This window comes from Flavihumibacter solisilvae, assembly GCF_000814475.1.
GTDB lineage: Bacteria > Bacteroidota > Bacteroidia > Chitinophagales > Chitinophagaceae > Flavihumibacter > Flavihumibacter solisilvae.
Map to the genome: position 1 here is coordinate 1 of NZ_JSVC01000009.1, position 18,834 is coordinate 18,834.

General features: G+C 45.7%; 20 protein-coding genes and 1 tRNA gene. 7 read left to right on the forward strand and 14 right to left on the reverse strand.

Annotated elements, in window-relative coordinates:
• Positions 1-113 precede the first annotated feature (113 nt).
• From OI18_RS07995 to OI18_RS08020, 6 genes are all read right to left on the reverse strand, one after another.
• Positions 114-1,376 (reverse strand): ABC transporter permease, encoded by a 1,263-nt coding sequence (locus OI18_RS07995; protein WP_039138821.1) that lies wholly within the window; start codon positions 1,374-1,376, stop codon positions 114-116.
• A complete protein-coding gene (locus tag OI18_RS24175) occupies positions 1,373-2,641 on the reverse strand; it encodes an efflux RND transporter periplasmic adaptor subunit (RefSeq protein ID WP_072038978.1) in 1,269 nt (422 codons plus the stop codon). Before OI18_RS24175 ends, OI18_RS07995 begins: the two co-directional genes overlap by 4 nt.
• Positions 2,623-2,696: transfer RNA gene (locus OI18_RS08005), tRNA-Arg, on the reverse strand. The genes OI18_RS24175 and OI18_RS08005 overlap by 19 nt, the downstream gene beginning before the upstream one ends.
• Positions 2,697-2,785: 89 nt before the next feature.
• Positions 2,786-3,532 (reverse strand): hypothetical protein, encoded by a 747-nt coding sequence (locus OI18_RS08010; RefSeq protein ID WP_039138827.1) that lies wholly within the window; start codon positions 3,530-3,532, stop codon positions 2,786-2,788.
• Between the two features lie 11 nt (positions 3,533-3,543).
• Entirely contained in the window at positions 3,544-4,335 is a 792-nt protein-coding gene (locus tag OI18_RS08015; protein ID WP_039138829.1) for a bestrophin-like domain, read from the reverse strand.
• Positions 4,336-4,343: 8 nt separating this feature from the next.
• Positions 4,344-4,859 carry a DUF937 domain-containing protein gene (locus tag OI18_RS08020; RefSeq protein ID WP_052272991.1) on the reverse strand — a complete coding sequence of 172 codons (516 nt, stop codon included), beginning with the start codon at positions 4,857-4,859 and terminating at the stop codon, positions 4,344-4,346.
• A gap of 113 nt (positions 4,860-4,972) precedes the next feature.
• Here OI18_RS08020 and ung point away from each other — a divergent pair, with 113 nt between their 5' ends.
• Together ung and OI18_RS08030 are read left to right on the forward strand one after the other, a co-directional pair.
• Positions 4,973-5,644 (forward strand): uracil-DNA glycosylase, encoded by a 672-nt coding sequence (gene ung / locus OI18_RS08025; protein ID WP_039138830.1) that lies wholly within the window; start codon positions 4,973-4,975, stop codon positions 5,642-5,644.
• Positions 5,645-5,657: 13 nt separating this feature from the next.
• A complete protein-coding gene (locus OI18_RS08030; protein ID WP_039138833.1) occupies positions 5,658-6,398 on the forward strand; it encodes a lysophospholipid acyltransferase family protein in 741 nt (246 codons plus the stop codon).
• Here the strand turns inward: OI18_RS08030 and OI18_RS08035 are convergent.
• The gene (locus tag OI18_RS08035) at positions 6,395-6,946 is read right to left on the reverse strand and encodes a carboxymuconolactone decarboxylase family protein (RefSeq protein ID WP_039138836.1); all 552 of its coding nucleotides are present in this window, start codon (positions 6,944-6,946) and stop codon (positions 6,395-6,397) included. The two genes, OI18_RS08030 and OI18_RS08035, sit on opposite strands and share 4 nt — an antisense overlap.
• Positions 6,947-7,050: 104 nt before the next feature.
• Positions 7,051-7,914, reverse strand: a complete 864-nt coding sequence (locus tag OI18_RS08040) for a helix-turn-helix domain-containing protein (RefSeq protein WP_039138839.1) — start codon at positions 7,912-7,914, stop codon at positions 7,051-7,053.
• A gap of 139 nt (positions 7,915-8,053) precedes the next feature.
• On the opposite strand from OI18_RS08040, the gene OI18_RS08045 reads away from it, so the two are divergent.
• The 3 genes from OI18_RS08045 to OI18_RS08055 are packed head-to-tail and all read left to right on the forward strand — an operon-like array spanning position 8,054 to position 9,599.
• Positions 8,054-8,521 (forward strand): YHS domain-containing (seleno)protein, encoded by a 468-nt coding sequence (locus OI18_RS08045; protein ID WP_039138840.1) that lies wholly within the window; start codon positions 8,054-8,056, stop codon positions 8,519-8,521.
• Positions 8,522-8,534: 13 nt separating this feature from the next.
• Positions 8,535-8,942, forward strand: coding sequence for a DoxX family protein (locus tag OI18_RS08050; protein WP_039138843.1), 408 nt, complete (start codon positions 8,535-8,537; stop codon positions 8,940-8,942).
• A 60-nt stretch (positions 8,943-9,002) separates the two neighbouring features.
• Positions 9,003-9,599 carry an FMN-dependent NADH-azoreductase gene (locus tag OI18_RS08055; protein WP_039138845.1) on the forward strand — a complete coding sequence of 199 codons (597 nt, stop codon included), beginning with the start codon at positions 9,003-9,005 and terminating at the stop codon, positions 9,597-9,599.
• Here the strand turns inward: OI18_RS08055 and OI18_RS08060 are convergent, their stop codons facing one another.
• The 3 genes from OI18_RS08060 to OI18_RS08070 are packed head-to-tail and all read right to left on the reverse strand — an operon-like array spanning position 9,600 to position 12,363.
• Complete coding sequence (locus OI18_RS08060) at positions 9,600-10,910, reverse strand: hypothetical protein (protein ID WP_039138848.1); 1,311 nt, start codon at positions 10,908-10,910, stop codon at positions 9,600-9,602.
• Positions 10,911-10,958: 48 nt separating this feature from the next.
• The gene (locus OI18_RS08065; RefSeq protein WP_039138851.1) at positions 10,959-11,261 is read right to left on the reverse strand and encodes a hypothetical protein; all 303 of its coding nucleotides are present in this window, start codon (positions 11,259-11,261) and stop codon (positions 10,959-10,961) included.
• Positions 11,262-11,274: 13 nt separating this feature from the next.
• On the reverse strand, positions 11,275-12,363 hold the full coding sequence (locus tag OI18_RS08070; RefSeq protein WP_039138853.1) for a fatty acid desaturase family protein: 1,089 nt from the start codon (positions 12,361-12,363) through the stop codon (positions 11,275-11,277).
• An 88-nt stretch (positions 12,364-12,451) separates the two neighbouring features.
• Between OI18_RS08070 and OI18_RS08075 the strand changes: the two genes are divergently transcribed.
• A complete protein-coding gene (locus OI18_RS08075) occupies positions 12,452-13,522 on the forward strand; it encodes a 3-oxoacyl-ACP synthase III family protein (RefSeq protein WP_039138855.1) in 1,071 nt (356 codons plus the stop codon).
• Between the two features lie 3 nt (positions 13,523-13,525).
• Here the strand turns inward: OI18_RS08075 and OI18_RS08080 are convergent, their stop codons facing one another.
• Entirely contained in the window at positions 13,526-14,410 is an 885-nt protein-coding gene (locus tag OI18_RS08080) for an SDR family oxidoreductase (RefSeq protein WP_039138857.1), read from the reverse strand.
• A 702-nt stretch (positions 14,411-15,112) separates the two neighbouring features.
• Here OI18_RS08080 and OI18_RS08090 point away from each other — a divergent pair.
• The gene (locus tag OI18_RS08090) at positions 15,113-15,619 is read left to right on the forward strand and encodes a hypothetical protein (protein ID WP_039138863.1); all 507 of its coding nucleotides are present in this window, start codon (positions 15,113-15,115) and stop codon (positions 15,617-15,619) included.
• 9 nt (positions 15,620-15,628) lie between these two features.
• On the opposite strand, the gene OI18_RS08095 is transcribed toward OI18_RS08090, so the two are convergent.
• Together OI18_RS08095 and OI18_RS08100 are read right to left on the reverse strand one after the other, a co-directional pair.
• Complete coding sequence (locus tag OI18_RS08095; RefSeq protein WP_039138864.1) at positions 15,629-15,874, reverse strand: hypothetical protein; 246 nt, start codon at positions 15,872-15,874, stop codon at positions 15,629-15,631.
• Positions 15,875-16,035: 161 nt separating this feature from the next.
• Positions 16,036-18,780, reverse strand: coding sequence for a putative LPS assembly protein LptD (locus tag OI18_RS08100; protein WP_039138865.1), 2,745 nt, complete (start codon positions 18,778-18,780; stop codon positions 16,036-16,038).
• Positions 18,781-18,834: the final 54 nt, after the last annotated feature.

Genomic DNA, 18,834 nt, shown 5'->3' on the forward strand with positions numbered 1-18,834 from the left:
CACCTTTATATACTGACAGTGATACATCATGCAGTACATGTGTGGTTGCCGGTACATGGAAATATTTATTCAACCTCTCTGCAGTCAATACTTCTTGTGACATACATCCGGTTTTATCCTCTTAAGATTGAGACAGGGTCCACCTTCGATGCCTTCAGTGCAGGCATCAAACCTGCCAGGCCAGTTGTAATCAGGCCAAAGACCAGGCCTATCACATAATAGAGCACATCAAAATTTACCGGAAAATGTTTGATAATAATCCATTCATCTTCCGGCCAGGGAACCTGCGATAAAGCATACGATAGCAGGAAACCCAGTAACAGTCCAGCTACTGCTCCTACCAGGCCGATGATCAAAGATTGTGAAAGAAAGATCTGCACGATATCTTTTCGCGCAAAACCTTCCGCCTTCAGGATGGCTATATCTTTCAGTTTACCGATGATCACCATATTCATGATATTGTAGATACCAAAACCTGCTATCAACAAGAGCGTAAAGCTTAGTACATAAGTGAAGGTATCGCGGATCATGTTGCCTGCTTTAACCGATGCATTCACGGTTTCCCAATCTTCCGCCCTGTAACCATATTTGACAGCCAATGCCGGAGCCAGCGCAGGCGCCCTGTTCATATCTTTCAGCTTCAGGCGAATATCTGTGATATAATCCCGGCCTTTCCCCAGTAATTGTTGCATGTCAGTAAGGCTCACATAAGCTTTGAACTCATCTACAGTGGCGATGCCGAATTTATAAGTACCCACTACCCTGAAACGTAACCTGGCCCCGGAAGGTGCGGTAGCTGTAACGAGATCACCGGTTGTCACATTCAATTTGTCGGCCAGTTTATATCCGAGCAGGATGCCGTTATCTGCTGTCAGCAGGTTTTGCGGTTGCCCGTTTGACATTTTTTCTGACAAACCAAACAGCCGGTCTTCCTCCAGTATATTTACGCCATCGACCATCGCTCCAAGTTGAACAGGGCCATAATTGAACAGCAATTGCGAGGAAACAAGAGGCGACACTACCTCCACCTCTTTATTTTTTCTCAGGTCTTCTATAATACCGGGAGCATTTTTCAGGTTCAGGTTGATCTGTTTGGGGCGCGGGTGGCGGACAATGATCCATGTTTCCTGCTTTTTTCCAAAGTACTTATCCGCAACAGAAGATGTGTAATCTGTATTGTAGTCATTATAGATCCTGATATCCGGTGTAACTGACAGCATAATAGTTTCGAAAAAATCATTCATCCCTTTCATAAAACTCATCATCAGGATGAACATGCCAATTCCGAATGTTACGCCCATCATCGCTACAATGGTCTGTCGCCTGCGCGAAAGCATATGCACTTTAACGATCTTCAGGTTTACAGGCAACTTCATGGCTTTTCAATTTGTGCCTTCACCAAAACCGGAGTTGTTTCGTCAAGGCCGGATATGATCTCGACATCTTCGAGCGTAGTAATACCTGTTTGTACGGCGGTTTTTTTCGCAGTTTTTTTCTCCTGGATCCACACACTGTCTTTACCCGCCAGGGCATTGACTGGCAGTACCAATGCATTACATTTTTTAAGGACAACAATATTGGCTTCAATGGATGTGTGAATAAAAGAGATCGCTGTCTGGCCGGTAAATAATGCGTCCACACGGAAAGTCTGGTCCTGTTCATTCATAACCGCGTAAATATTTGTTACAATCGCTTCATATACCGTTTCACCAGTTGCATCAGTTTGCAGCAACACCTGTTGACCGTTTCGCACTTTATTAATATCCTGTTGGTCAACAGCCATCCTGATTACCTGTTTACCGGCTTCACCCACCAGTGCAACCACTTCATTTGAGTAGACTGTTTCACCAATTTCTTTATAGGTCTGGAAGACTACACCAGTCCGGTCGCTCCTGATAAAATAATCCTGAAAATCTTCTCCTGCTGCTGTCAACTGACTGCGGGCATTGCTTTGTGATACTTCCAGTTCACGGATGGCAGCATGATATTTCTGCTCGGCAATCTTTTTCTGGTTTAATGATAACTGGTAGTTGGCAAATACATAATCCAGGTTGTTCCTGGTGCCGATGTGCTGTTCCCACAAAGTCTTATAACGGTGGTAAATCAACGAATCATTATTGCATTTTACGGCTGCGTTTTGTAATGACAATTCCAGGTCATTCAGCAACGGGGAATCACCTGAAAGATTGCCTGATGCGTAATCGTAATTTTTCCTGGCAGCTTCAAATTTCAGCTTTGCAGCTTCATTGCCGATGACATACAGCAATTGACCCTTCTGAATCGTGTCACCATCTTTGACCAGCTTTTTGATGATCGTGCCATTTCCCAGTGACGCAAGTTTGTATTCGTTCTGAGAAACGATCTTCCCCGAAGCATAAACAGTTTCAATTATATCTTTCCTTTCCGGGTAGATCACCTGGTGCCTGTTGCAGGCTGAACATATTGTTGCAACCAGGAAGCCAATTATGCCAAGATGTGAAGCAGACATACCCCAATGTAGCGTAACCAGGGTTTCTTTTAAATGACGACCGTCAGTCACTTCACTGAGTTTGCGCAGCCCAGAAGCTTTGATTCCCTTAGCTACTCCAAAACAAAAAAGCGCAGTATCTACCTGCGCTTTCGTGATCCGGATTGGATTCAAACCAATGACCTACTGCTTAGAAGGCAGTTGCTCTATTCAACTGAGCTACCGGACCATGGGGCGCAAAGATAATGCAAAATCAAAATGGAAAGCAAAAATTAAAATGTTATGAAAACCAGCGTGTTAGGCAGTTCCGCGTGTTTTTTAAAATCGGTATCCGATGCTGATATTATAACGGAAACCACCTGACCAGAAACTTTCCACCCCGGATGAATTGATCTCGCCTCCTTCGGTGAGGCGTTCCAGGACGGGAAGCTTTTCTTTCATGGCATCGATGATATCCTGGAGAAGTTCATTATCCTCAATGCCATCAATGTGACCATCCATTTTGGCTTTAAAGCGATAAGAAGTAATAGCGGGACCAAACATAACGGCGTCGATCACGAAGCGCTTCCATAGTACAAACTGGTACCCGAGGGAGGCCCCGATATTCCCGAAACCTACGGTTGTATTGAGAGTGACCGATTGAGTATGAGCGCTGTCGTTAACTATACGTTCTCCCTTGAATCCATGATAACTGACAAACGGAGCGATAAATACGCCGCGAGGGGCATGGTATTTATTTTCTTTGGCAAGATAGAACCGGTATTCAAAGCCGGCAGAAAAGCCAGACTTGCTCACAGACCGGCCGAGATTTACGTCGCTTCTGACCAGCTTTATATCGAGCGGAAATTCTTCATATCCGCCAAAAAGTACGAAAGACCGCTTCTTATTAAGCACTCTTTCATATAACAGCTGAACGGCATTGTTGTAGAGAAGACTGTTGGTCAGACTGACCTTGACTATGTTGGGATAAGGCTTACCGTTGTCGACGATCAGCGTATCCTGGGCCCTTGTACTGTTGAAGGAAAGCAGTAAAACAAGGAACATTGCAGAAGTGCGTATGTTCATGGCCGTTTATTTTAAGGGTGAAACATCTGTCTCAATTCAATCATCGCCTGCTCACCAATTTCAGACCGGATCAATCCGCGACGCGGCCTGCCCAGGTCCAGGATCACATAAATCACCAGGCAGGTCAGCAGGCAGAACCCGGTCATCACCAGCCAATCCCTCAAAACCATACGCTTCGCTTCAAACCCGGCAAGAAAAGAGCTGGTCAATGCCAGTATCCCAAGGGTAAGGAGAATGATGTCCGGAACACGACTTTTCTGAACCGCTTCAATACTTGTCGTGATATCGATCATTTCATTAAGGGATGGGATCATCTGGTTGGATGGTATCAGCATACCGGTCAGTTTGGAAGCCCCAGCCGCCCGTTTCCAGATCCTGTCGCTAATAACAGCCGCTTCTTTTTTCGCCTGGATGATCGTTTGCACGTCTGCACCTGTCGTATAAAACCGGATCCGCTTTTCTACATATTGTTCAAAATCTATCCTGAATGCCTGCCTGATGGTGTCGGGATAAAGGTCTGCACGCAGCACTGCTGTTCCGATCGCATTTGCCTCTGCAATGATCACGTCACGGTTCCTTTCGTATTTATTGGCTGAAATCCCGAATGTTATCGCCAATACAAATGCCAGCAACCCAAGCATCCCGCCTTCCAGGCCTTTGATTCCATCTGCATCTGAAACCGGCAAGCGCTGATCAACCAGCTTCCTCACCCGGTTCCCGAACCATGAAATCAGCAGCATGCTGAAAAACAGCACAACCGTCAGTACAATTGCGTCAGTCCTGTTGAATATTTCCGTAAACACATCCGTAATTATCGACTGAACATCGCCGTCAGGTCCTGCAGGTCCACATCTCCGTCACGATCCTTATCCAACCCGCCTGACGCGGCTTTTCCCAGCATACTTTCCATGTTGATGCCCGCACTTTTCCCGCCGCTGAGACTATTAAAAATATCCTGGATATTAAAACTGCTGTCGTTTGGATTATTGGTCCTGCCGATCAACTTTCCAAGTACCATCGGCAACAGGCTGCCTACAATTCCTCCTGCCTGTGACTTGTTCAATCCAAATTTGTTCATCAATGAATCCATCACGCCGCCGGATAACTGCTGCACCATCGGATTGCCCGCATTTGCGTTGGATTCATTTGTAAAGAACCCCAGCACATCTTTCGTTCCGCCCTGTGCAAGGATTCCCTGTAAGCCACTCACCAGCGATGAGCCTGCAGTTTCAATAGCTTCTTCATTGCGCTCATTGGGAATATCGGGATTGTTGACAATGCTGTCACCGGCGTTTTCCCGGATCAGGTTCATTAGTTGATCCAACATGACTGAATATTTTAATGGTTATCGAATGACGTAAAATGAAGCGTAACGGATAGGCTGCTACTAAGAGAGAGTGATGTAATTTACTGTTATTTTTACGAAAACTTATCACCGGAATGGATGTAAAGATTGAACCAGGCTGGAAGGCAGTTCTGAAGCCGGAATTCACAAAAACCTATTTCCAGCAGGTAGTTACACATCTTAAAATGGAAAAGATGGCGGGAAAAGTGATCTACCCGCCCGGCTCGATGATCTTTCATGCTTTCGACAAAACACCGTTCGATAAAGTGAAAGTCGTAATTCTCGGGCAGGACCCGTATCACAATCCCGGTCAGGCGCACGGATTAAGCTTTAGCGTACCTGAGGGTGTTACACCACCGCCGTCGCTGATCAACATTTATAAAGAAATTGCAAGCGATATCGGGGTAACGATGCCTCGCCAGGGAAATCTCGAGAAATGGGCGGAACGCGGTGTTTTATTACTGAACGCTGCACTCACGGTCCGTGCAAACGAGCCTGCCAGTCATTCGAAGATCGGCTGGATGGACTTTACTGACTCAGTTATCCGGCACGTCAGTAACGATAAGGAACATGTGGTATTTTTGCTTTGGGGAAAGTTCGCGCAGGAAAAACAACACCTTATCGATGAAACCAAACACCTGGTGCTGAAAGCAGCACACCCCTCGCCTTTCAGTGCAGATAAGGGATTTTTCGGATGCCGGCATTTTTCGCGGACAAACGAATACCTTGCAAAAAACGGAATTGATCCGATCGACTGGTCATTGTAATTAATTTCACAGCATGAGAATCTTCAGGGAAATTTTCGGTCGCGTCTGGGCGTTATGGGTACTCCTCCTCTTTGTTGTTACGATGATCCCCTTCCTGCTGCCGGCGCTGGCATTTTGCGCCACGGCTCCTGAACCGGCACGCACGCGGCGTTTCATCAAATATGCAAGGGTATGGATGGCAATTTACCTTAGGCTGATCGGCTGTCCGTTACGCATCAGCGGCAAGGAAAATTTCGCCCCGGGTGAACAGTATATTGTTATCTGCAATCATAATGCGCTGATGGACGTACCTGTGTCCTCCCCTTCCATCCCCGGTGCAAACAAGACCATAGCCAAAGCAGAAATGGCGAAAATCCCGGTCTTTGGTATGATCTATAAAATGGGCTCCGTGCTGGTGGACCGCAAGAGCGACAAGAGCCGCAAGGAGAGCTACCTGAATATGAAGAAGGTGCTTGACATGGGCATGCATATGTGTATTTATCCCGAGGGTACCCGCAATAAAACCGAACAGCCCCTGAAAGCTTTTCATGATGGTGCATTCCGGCTGGCATTAGATACCAGGAAATCAATCATCCCCGGGATGATCTTCAATACGCGGAAGGTGAATCCGGCAGATAAGTTCTTTTATATCATGCCGCACCGGCTCTACATGGATTTCCTTCCTCCCATTGCTGTAGAACCGGGCGACACAGTTGAATCATTGCGGAACAGATCCTTTGAAATCATGAAGGATTACTATTCAAAAAATGCTTAAGCTGCCGCTGCTTCATCAAGTTTTGGGGCGACAGGCCAATCGACCGGAACTTTCGTTAATGCATGCAGGTAATTTGTTATGACCTTATCACCAACAACAACTGTTGTTTCTACCAGGCTCGCCTCTGTATAACCTTCAAAATAAAAATTCTGAAGCAGTTCGTCGCGCACGAAACCACGTTCTTCAACAATTGCTTTCACCAGTTTCGCCAAGGCATCCAGCTTCCTATCAAAGGAAATCTCAGCTCTCCTGATCTGCAGGATCTGCTCGTCGCTGAAGCCGTTCAGCCTGGCAATCGCCGTATGTGCACTTAAACAGTATTCACAATTATTCAGCTGGCTTACCACCAGGCTGATCACTTCCTTTTCCTTCGCACGGAGAGTTGATTTACCGCTTTGCAGGTTGAGGTAATTACCCAATGCATTCTCTGAATGTGCAAAAATCGCATACAGGTTCGGAACAAATCCTACTGACTTTTTGATTCCATCGAAAATCGCCTGGTTTGCCGGTGAAACATTCTCTCTTTGCGGAATGGGAAACGTGTTCATGATGATTGTTTTTTGTTATTGATTGTGAGAACAAAGTTCCATCATGATAGGCCCGGGAAGAATAGACAGACTTCCCTGTAAATTGTAAAATTGTCCCGTTGCCGTCAGCTAACAGCCGTATCGGCAAGCTTTCCTTTCCGGAATTCCGATGCGGAAACTGAAGATAGTTTCTTGAAGAAACTGCTGAAATAAGCGATGTCTTCAAACCCCAGTTCATATGCAATTTCTTTGGAAGACATATCGGTGTAAATGAGCAGGCGCTTTGCCTCCAGGAGTATGCGGTCCTGGATCACCGCAAGAGGCGATTTATTATTATAGATGGCAAACAGGTTGGCGAGGGTTTTGGGAGAACGGTTCAGCAGGTCGGCATAAAACTTCACCCGATGCTGTGTTTTATAATGGTTTTCAACAAAAAGGTTGTATTTGCGGATGATGTCAAGTTTCTGGTCGCTAAGGTCTTTATCTTTCAGGAAACACTCTTTGGCCAGGCGGGTAATGATAATAATCAACCGCTTTAATAACATGCGTAACATTTCTTCCTGCACGGTATCGACGGTTTCAAATTCTTCTATGAAAACTTTAAGGAGCAGTCCGATTTTCAGCTGCACCTTTTCTTCCAGTGCTGTGAACATGGTTTTATTGGATCCATAAAACAGGAACCCTACACAACTGACTTCCTTATCATGGTTCACAATGCAATAAAAATCGCGGTTGAATTGCCAGGCAATGATATCTCCGGGATTTGAAAACTCGAAACTCTGGTTAACCATCAGGCAAAGAATGGAATGCTGCGGGAAATCATACATCACACTATCGATCTTAACCTGCTGGTTTTCGCCTTTATTCCAGGCAATTGTCAGGAATTTATCTTTACGATCTTTGCCATAAAATACCCGGTCGAAGATGGTTTCATCCAGCGTCAGGCGGCATTCACCCGTGGTTTTGTGGTTAACAAATCTGAGGTTCACAGTTGCAGTAAAAAGTAAAAGTAAAAATTTTATGGTGCAGGCAGCTGCGTTCGGGAAGTTTGCCGAAGTGTTCGGGAAATCCGGGCATTTTTCCGGGGCGCCTCCAATGGTAGCTTTGATTCAATAAAAATCAACAACAATGAAAAAGCTACTTGGTTCAATGGTTATTATGCTGGTGTTGATTGGCAGTACCACCGCCCAGCAACCCGAAATCCGCAAAAAGCAATATAACCTGGAGAAGTCCGGGGTAGCTATCCAGGGCTATGACCCGGTTGCCTACTTTACCAGCCAAAAGGCCATTGAAGGAAAAAAAGAATTCACTACAGGTTTCAATGGCGTGACCTATCGCTTTGCCAGCGCACAAAACCTGCAGTTATTCAAGGCGGATCCTGCAAGGTATGAACCACAGTATGGTGGCTGGTGCGCCTACGCAATGGGCGCGAAGGGAGAAAAAGTCGAAGTGGATCCGGAAACATTCAAGATCGTAAACGGTAAGCTTTACCTGTTCTACAATAAGTTGCAGACCAATACGCTCAACTACTGGAACAAGGATGAGGCAAAGCTGAAACCTAATGCAGACAAGAACTGGACAAAATTTGTTAACTGATCAATTTATTGCCATGACCTTCAACGCAAAAAACATCGCTTACTGGATTCTCCGGCTGGTTGCAGCAGTAATAATGCTACAGACACTCTTCTTCAAGTTCACGGGAGCACCGGAATCAATTTATATCTTCACAACACTTGGAATGGAACCATGGGGCAGGATCGGAACCGGGGTTATGGAATTGGTAGCATCTGTACTGCTGGTAATTCCACGAACCACAGCCCTCGGCGCAGTAATGGGACTTGGACTCATGAGTGGCGCCCTCTTTTTCCACCTTACCAAACTTGGAATTGTGGTTCAAAACGATTCGGGACAACTGTTTATTTATGCACTGATCGTATTCATCTGCTGCCTCATTCTTGCCATTGCTTATCGCTCACAACTTACAGGATTACTATACAAAAGGTTACCACTATCCTAGAGTATAGTTTGACTTTTCCGACAAGGGGTGTGAATAATTTGCAGTCAAAATTTTACAGTAATGAAAATCCTGCATCTTATTTCAAGCCCGAGAGGAAAGGCTTCCTTTAGTGTTAAGCTGGGAGAAGAAATCATAGAGCGGTTAATAAAGAAATATCCAGGCAGTACAGTTAATACACATAACCTGACGGATACGCCTTTCCCTCACCTTGAAGAAGTTCACCTCACTTCCTTCTTTACAACGCCCGGAAGCAGATCAGCCGAACTCGACGAGGCCGTAAAACATTCCGACGACGCCATTGCAGAGCTGATGAATGCCGACATTATCGTGATCGGTGTTCCGATGTACAACTTTTCTATCCACTCTACTTTGAAAGCATGGATCGATCATGTGGCGCGGGCCGGCGTCACCTTCAGTTACACGGAAAGCGGCGTTACCGGTCTCGTCAATGGTAAAAAGGTATACCTCGCTGCATCCTCCGGTGGAATCTATAGTGATGGTCCCATGCAATCTTTCGATTTCGGCGTGCCATATATGCGGAACATGCTGAACTTTATCGGCATCAGCGACATCACTGTATTCCGCGTGGAAGGCGTGGCACTGCCGGACCTGAAGGACAAAGCCTTTGATCTTGCAGTGGAGCGAATCGCAGTGTAATTATTGCGCGTTCAACTGCAGATCAGCAGGCCTAACCGGGTTACTGAGCAACCAGCCAAACAGTTCCCATTGTTTACCTGGTGACTGCTCCCCGCCTTTTGACATGATATAATTTCTTACGAGATCCTTTCCGTAGTTATAATTGATCACATAGCTGCGGTTGCGACGGATGAAACTGATCGACTTGGCAGCAGTTTCCTTATTCATGAGGCTGTAATCCATCAGCCATTTGATGGCTGCTTCTTCCGTCATGGAGCCGTCGAGCAATCCACGGGCAACTTCGTTCCGTGCATAGTTCAGTTCGTCCCTAACGGACATTGCGTTGAAATAAGTGCTGATGCCGGCGGTATCCAGCCCGGCCAAAGGCAGCAGCACTTCTTTAGCAAACTTCACTTTATCATCGCCCGGGAAAGCGACTGCAATTCCATAGTTCGCACTACCCTCTGCAATCAGACTTTGCGGGCTGAACAACGGGTATAAAGAAATTTCGACCCAACCTTTATCGCGGTAAAGGTTCTTTTCGAGCAGCATATTGTAAACGTGGTGACCAGGATAACTTTCATGGCTACCCACATCAATACTGCGGTCGATAAAGATCTGCATGTCGGTATTGATCTGGATCACACTGCGATAATTTCCTTTATACCAGTTATATCCACTCCATGGTTTGTTATTTACATATTCCAGGGTAAAGCTTTCATTTTCGGGGAGTGTATAATGTTGTTTGGTGCGCTTGCGACACTCAGCAATAGCCGCTTTAAAAACCGTATCCAGCCTGTTTTTCGGGATAATGAAGTGGTTGGCAAGCTGCTGGAACTTCTGGTTGATATCTCCTTTACCCGGTAACATGCTGTCGAGTTTCGACACCAGCTCTTTGAAATGCGCTTCGGATTTTTTTGGTACCGTTACCCCAAAGAGGTCCTGCGTTTCCTGGTCGAAGGAAGTTTGTTCGCCAGCGAAGATCCTGATGCGCCTGTCGAATGCCCTTAACTGTGATTTGATCCATCCTATGCGCATGGCAAGGGTATCGCCAGTGGTGCTGTCAATTGTGTTCAGTTCATTTACCAGGTTGCTCACAGCAGTTAGCAGGCTGTCCTTCGGGAACTCACCTTTTGGCGTTGACGTTGGTTTTAGTGAATCAGGTCCATAATATGCGTCAACAAAGTCTGTATCATACTGGCCGATTGTTAGGCCCAGCTTCACGTATTGATGGGCGAGATCATCGAGTTTTGTATTTGGCTTTGAATCAGTTTTAGACTGTCCGCAGGCGGACAGTAAAAAAATGGATGCCAGAATAAAGAATTTATTCATGCAGTCAGTTTATGTCGTGAAAATAGAGATTGAAACGGTCTGATTCACTCAGAATGACTCGGAATTCCGGGTAAATTCCTTCAGATAATATGAAATCCTCTCTGAGAAACCATTCCTCAGGAGACCTTGTGATTGAGCAGTCTTACATTGATCCAATAAGGAACCGGCGCTTCTTTCAAGCCGTTGTTTCAGGACATTAACATATCTCGCCCGCAGCAACTGGAAAATGTTTTCAGAACCATTTCTTTCAATTGCTTTTGCTTCATTCCGGAATTCACGCAAAAGTGGAAAGAAAATGCGCATGGCCTGCTCATTGAATTCGGCATGGCTGATCCTGATGTCTTTATCCATAAAGAGGTTTGTCTCAATAAATTATCGAAGGCTTATTGCCCATAATCTTCAGGTACCGGAAGTGCGCTGTTACTGCTTTGCCCAGGGTGGGTATGGAATGGTAAGGAAGGCCAAACTCCTGGCACTTGGATCGTACGATCTTACTTAACATGGGGTAATGAATATGACTCACCCGCGGAAATAAGTGATGTTCCACCTGGTAATTCAATCCGCCTGCCAGCCAGGTAATTACAGGATTTGAAGGTGAAAAATTTGCAGTTGTTTTTAATTGGTGGATTGCCCATTCGTCGTCGATCCGTTTTGCTTCCCCGGGTATCATAAATTCAAAATGAGTAATATCCACCACATGTGCCAACTGGAAAACGATTGCAAGGGTGAATCCCAGACCTATATGCAAAGCGATAAAGAAGACAACGCATGGCAACCAACCGATAAGCATGGCAGGAATCAATAGGTAGAAAAGAACATACAACAGTTTACTTACCCAGAATATAAGATGATCTTTCAGCGGCATTTTTTCTGCAATGCTCACATTATTCAGTTTTGGCCTGAAATACTTTTCAAAGTCCTGGAACAGTACCCAGAAAGCAGAACTCACCGCATACAGGAATGGCGTGTAAAAGTGCTGATACTGGTGTGCCGGCACCCATCGCTGCGTTTCACACATCCGGATGAATGGACTTTTGGCGATATCGTCATCCATACCATCCACATTGGTATACGTATGATGAATTACATTATGTTTATACTTCCAGATAAAACTGTTCCCACCTAAAGCATTTAAGGTAAGTCCCAGTGTTTCATTGATCCATTTTTTCGAGGAATAACTGCCGTGATTGGCATCATGCATTACATTAAAACCGATACATGCACAAATAAAACCCAGTGCTAAACCAAGTACAGTCGTATAGAGGATTGGCATCGGTTTTACGAGTACAAGGAGATATATTGAAACTGCGGAGAAGATCAGGATAACCGTTTTAGCATATAATCGCCAGTTTCCGGTCTTTAATAGTTTTTGACTGCTGAAATATGAATCAGTTTCTTCGGTAAGGGATTTAAAAAATGTAGCGTTCTTATTATTGAAGGAGATTTTACCCATTATATTTATACTAGGGAGACAAGGTACGATCAAAAAGGCGCAATTTCCTTAATTTGTGTAATCTCAACCTACCAAAGTAGTTATACATATGTTTCGATCCATTATTACCGGTACAGGCTCCTACATTCCTCCTTTTATTCAAACGAACAAAGATTTTACGAAACAGGTATTTTATTCGAAGGGGCATGCGTTGACGACGGCGCCAGAGGAAATTGTTAGCAAATTCAGGCAAATAACCGGAATTGAAGAGCGAAGATATACTACGGAAGATCTTAATGCATCGGATATCGGGGCCATTGCTGCAAAAAATGCATTGGCTGACAGCGGGGTAAACCCGGAAGAGATCGATCAGATTATTGTCGCACACAATTTCGGTGACGTACTCAAAAACACCATCCAGACTGCGGCCGTGCCATCGATAGCCAGCCTGATCAAACATACTTTAGGTATCAGGAACCCTGGATGTACGGCCTATGATATCTTGTTCGGATGCCCGGGATGGATCCAGGGGCTGATCCAGGCAGATGCTTTTTTTAAAGCGGGACTTGCAAAAAAGGCATTAATAGTTGGCACGGAAACCCTTTCACGCGTTATAGATGTTCACGATCGCGACAGCATGATCTTCAGCGATGGCGCCGGAGCAGTTGTTCTTGAATTCAGGGAGACGGGCCCTGGCGACAGCGGACTCCTCGGAAGCTCCACACAAACACATACGATTGAAGAAGTCAATTACATCAATATGGGCAAGTCGGATTTCCCGGATAGTGATCCGAATGTGCGTTACATTAAAATGAATGGACGGAAAGTTTATGAGTATGCGATGACCTATGTACCGGCAGCGATGAAAGACTGTCTTGATAAATGTGGAATTGATATTTCGGCAGTAAAAAAGATTTTCATTCACCAGGCCAATGAGAAAATGGATGAGGGCATTATGCAAAGACTTTTCCAGCTCTATGGGATCAATGAGCCTACAGAAAACGTGATGCCCATGAGCATTCACTGGCTGGGCAATAGTTCGGTTGCAACAGTTCCTACCCTGCTGGATCTAGTCCGGAAGGAACAATTAGAATCACATCGTTTACATGCCGGCGATATCATACTGTTTGCTTCAGTCGGAGCCGGTATGAATATCAATGCCGCCTGTTACCGGTACTGACTATCAGGAGGTGCCTGCAGTTACTTTTTTTGGGTTTGCTTTCAGGCCGAAGTCCTGTTCTACCTTTTTATACCAGGTCTCATCGTCCGCAGCCGCCCAGTCGACCCATTCTTCGTCAGACATGGATAATCGCCATTGAAGGAATGGTTCTGCGTCCGGACCTGCGGGATGCCTAAGTTTCCAATCTTTGCTTTGTATTATCTCGAGGATCTTTTCACTTACATACGAGGTTGAAGAAGGATTTTCGAGGGCGGCCCTGAACAGGTTGCTAAAACGTTCAGATGTGGGATAAGCTGTTTCCCTGAAATGATCTGCGATTCCCCTTGACATAGCCGTGTCAATAATGCCCGGTTCTACAATGGCGACCCGGATATTAAACGGCTTCACCTCCTGGGCAAGAGATTCACTTATGGCTTCCAGTGCAAACTTGGAGGCTGAATAAGGTCCGAGCGGGGAACATGAGATCTTTCCTGCAACAGATGCTATGTTAATAATTAATCCATTCCTGCGTTCACGCATATGCGGTAGTACAGCCTTGATGCAGCGAACCGGCCCGAAATAATTTGTTTCCATAACCGCACGGAATCGGTCCATTTCAAGTTCTTCCATTGTGCCGCGTTCCTCAATCCCGGCGTTATTGATAAGAACATCGATGTGCTGATTTTCCCGTAAGATTGTGCTGATCCTGACGTCTACAGACACATCAGAATCAACATCCATTTCGGAAATTATGATAGGTAATGATTCCTGCGAAGCAATCTTTGAAAGTTCCGGTGATCCGGAGGGATTGCGCATAGTTGCCTGTACTTTGTGACCTGCCCTGGCAAGGGTTAATGCGGCAGCCATTCCGATTCCCCTGCTGGCCCCGGTGATCAATACATTTGCCATGTTAGCCTCCTTTTTATTTTGGAAGTAAATGAAGAGGGCGCAGAAAAAAGGGTGGGTAGTTTTGTGAGTTTACGATACGGCTGTTCACTTAAATCTACAACAGTTTTGGGAGTTCAGATCTTATGGCGTGAGCCAATTATTCGATTATGAGCCAATTTTTAGCCTTCCAGAGCCAATTTTTTGAAACTGTGAGCCAATTATTCCTCGTTTTTCTTCACTAGCGGAATCAATGAATACTTTGCACCCACTTCCCTGCCGGGAGCCTTGGTGATTCCCTGTCCGCTATTTTGAACAGGCGACTGCTTTCCGGATAAGACGATTGTGAACTTTTTGCAGAAAGGTGAGAACACCCCAGGCCCCGGGCCAAATATTTTCTATTCCGATTGTCTGCCGTTTGTTTGCCGTTTTTTTGCCGTTATGACGGGTGCTAGCTTTTGGCCTGCAACTGGCCAGCAGCCGGACGAACCCCGGTAAGTGGTTGAAAGGGGAATCAAGTCGCGTAAAATCGCCGTTAAAATCCATATAATATTAATATTCAACTAATTGTTATTTAAAAATTTCTGGTTATTGTAAGATCCGGCGAATTTCCTGTAGCAGAATCTGTGGTAAGAAAATAGGCACATGTGTTACAGCTGGGATCCTGAGCCATAGTTAAATTCATATTGGTCTTGCCTCCAACCCTGATTTCCAAATAACACATATATGAAAAAACTCCCCCTCCTGTTATTCATTGTGATTACCACATTGAACATCTCAACTTTCGCGCAAAGCAATAAGGAAGACATCGATATTATCCAGTCTGCCTTTGGAAAAGACAAAAAAGTGCTGATAGGCCAGGTCATGCAGATCGCGGCGAAGGACAGTGTTGCTTTCTGGAAATTGTACGATGAATATGAAGCCAAGAGGAAAGCCCTTGGCAGGGAAAGAATCGGCCTGTTGCAGCAATACGCGGATCAGTATGATAAGCTTGATGATGCCAAGGCGGCGCAGCTGGCTTCTTCTGCATTTGCAAACGATTCCAAATACAACAACCTTTACCAGGCCTACTTTAAGAAATTCAGTTCAGTAATCGGTGGCAAAAAGTCGGCCGAGCTGTTCCAGCTTGAAACCTACCTGCAAAACCTCACCCGGTTATATATCATGAACAATATTCCCTTCATTGGTGAATTGGATAAATCAAAAGTGCCGGTTAAAGGTGATAACCTTTAAAACACTAGTTCAATACTTTCCTTTTTCAAAGTCTTCAATAGCCGTCATGATGGCAAGTTGTTCGAGCACAGGGAAAAGCGGTGTTATTGCGAGATGTTTAGGGGAAGCTCCTGCAAACTTAAACTCCTGGGCTATTGAATTAACCTGGTCGCCTACTCGTAGCAGGGTACCTTTATAAATGAATTCAGGATCTGCGTCGTGGAATAACTCAATCAGAAACTCTATTCCGCTGATAGAATATTTGCGCGCATTCATAGACACCGGGCGTTGTAATTAGCTAATACGATCCGGTTCCTTAAACACCACTGTTGATTAAAACGTAACCAAAATCCTGGTTTCTTTTCTGGAGGTCGTGGTATGCATCCCCGGCCTGTACTCGGCCTGGTTAATCTTTCCGCATGTGCGGGCTGTTTAGGTTATTGCGTATAAAAATAACGTGTTCTGTTGATCCGGAGGTCACGCAGTAACCCTGATTTCGGATTGATCGTAATATTGAAAGACCTGTATAATCCAACCGGTGTAATATTGATGCCCAGCTGCCAGCAGTGAAGTTCGCGGCTAAGGAACATCGTTAGCTGCTGTAGTGAGGAACCCTGGAAATCATAGTAGGTATTGGCCCCGATCTTCCACTTTGGGGTCAGGTTGAAATCTCCGCTCACGTTGATGCTGGATGAGATCTGTGTTTCATAACCGGAATAATCCCCCTTCAGGAAGCGGGTAAAGCTGAGCGAGTAGGAAAGGTTTACTGACCAGGGGATATCAAAGTCGGCGAATTCTGCCGGGTTGTTGCGTACATAATTCAATTGTGCCTGTTGTTCCTCCAGCGTCATTGGCAGCGCCGCGCTTGCCAGGTCATCCTGTACCTGTGACACCTGTTCTTTCGATGTGCTCTTCTGACTGGTAAACGATGTGCTGATCGCGATGTTACCTGATGTCAGCCTGCCCAGGGAGAAGCCACCGCCTGTCCACGCATACTCATCTACCCGGTATCCCTGCCGGTCAGTTTTATATGGATCGACTGTTGCCGACGCTGTAATATTCACCTTTTCAAATAACGTACTCCGCAGGTAGAAATTAAAAGTGGAAAGCTTGAATGAATCTGCCATGAAATTATAGCTGCCCGTTACACCGAAACCATCCAGCAGCCTTACTTTCCTGATCCCTTCCTCCGTAGTATCCTTCTTCGACCGTACTTTCATTTCGAGGTTGTTGTCGAGTGTAAAGCTCATTCCCCCAAACTCGCCTTCCCCGAACGGTCCATATAAGGTTCCCTGGTATTTGCTGTACCGTATGGTGCGACCCGTTGAGTCGACCTGCACTGTCTTATAATCCTTACCGTTGAGATCAGGTTTATAGTTTGCGCTGACCTGTGGACGGATAACATGTCGAATTGCCTGCACCCGGCTGTTCTTGCCGAACTTATTATAAGTTCCAAACACGGCGGTATTCACACCAAGACTAAACGCAATGTCCCGCGCAGCGCTGAACTGCTTGGTAAAAGAGGTATCAACTTTATTCAGTGCGGGGTTCCAGTTCTGGTCGAAATGAGAGCTGTACCATCTTTCCGTATAACTCATCCCTGGTGAAACCTGGATGGGTCCGAGTGAGGGCAGCGCCAGTGTAATAGGGATATTATGCTGCACGCCCCACTGCAGGGTATCGAGGATCTGGTTCATCGACATGGCAGAATCATAAAAGGACACCTGGTTCCGGAACTGGGTGTTCAGGCCTATACCCAGCTTTTCATACCATTTGGCTTCACCAACAAATTCCTTCTGTTGTAAGGGATAAAAGTTGTTGACGGTAAAGGAACCGTCCGGTAGCCGCACGTTGATCAGCCTGCTGTTGCTGTTCTGGTCGTGGCCTGCGTTCAGGCTAAGGTTGAACTTATTGTCCCAGTTCTTACTGTATGAAATAGATGAATACAACTGGTTCTGAAAATTGATGGTCGGGTTCACCCCCACGAACTGGTTATACTGGGTTGAACCGGCGTTTACGCTTGCCTGGAAACTCGTTCCGGGGCGTGCTTTGGCGTCGGCCATATGGCTCCATTGGATATTGAAGCTCTTCGAAACGTCGAATTCTTTTTCTGGATCGTCACTGAGGATCCGGGTGCTCTGGTAGGCCAGGTTCATCCTGCCCGAATAGCGGTAGCGCTTCCGGTAGGTCGGCGTCAGGTTCAGGCGATAACCGCCATAAGAATAAATGTCCGCCCGGAGCATCATATCGAACATGTCGCTCAGCACCTTGTAGTACCCGAGTCCCTCTAGCCCAAGCCCGAACTGTTCGTTGGCAGTGAACTGGGGTGGCAGGATGCCGGAATGCCTTCCCTGCGAGAGCGGGAAGAAACCAAACGGGATATATATGGGAACCGGTACCCCTTCGAATTCGGGGTGGATGGGTCCGCTGACCGCCAGTTTCTGGTTCACCAGTTTCATCTTATTGGTACGGAACGCGAAGTGCGGGGTATCGAGGTTACAGGTGGTGAACCTTCCTTTCAAGGCAAAGAAATCCGTCACGTTCACTTTTTTGATCCGTTCACCATATACGAACATCTCTCCCTGCTGCGTGAAGGTGCTCTTGGTAATTCCTTTCTGGGTCTTGAAATTATATATTATGGAATCGGCATCCATATTACTTTCACCCTGCAGGAATTTAGGCTTACCGACAAGGTTACCGGTTGAATCTACCATATAAGTGGCCACAACCGTCTGGCTTGTCTGGTCGAGTTCTATCTTGTAGGCGGTAAGGTCAAGGTCTTTGTACTTGGTATTGGCACTATTATATAAGGTGATTTTCTTGGTATGGACATCAAGCACCATGGAATCAGAAGCAGCATAGGAAACAGGCGCATCCAGCGAGTCCTTTGAAATTTTAACATTTAAAGTATCGATGAGCTGGAACTTTGACCGCAAAGAATCAGTCTGCTTATTGGTAGTGTCAACCTGCGGGATGGTATCACGTTTTAATGGAATGGTATCCCGTTTGACCGGAACAGTATCGCGTTTGACAGGTATGGTATCGCGGACCTGTAGAAACGGTTTATAAAATTTTGTCGATTTATGATAATTACCCGAAGCCAGGAGCGTTAAAGTGCAAAGTAGCAGCGTAAAAACCCCGGATGAAGTGTATTTTAAACTAAATTTGCCGCCGTTAATCATACTATTGAATGGGGGCAAAAATAATGATTCACAAGTGAATCCGTAGTAATGAAA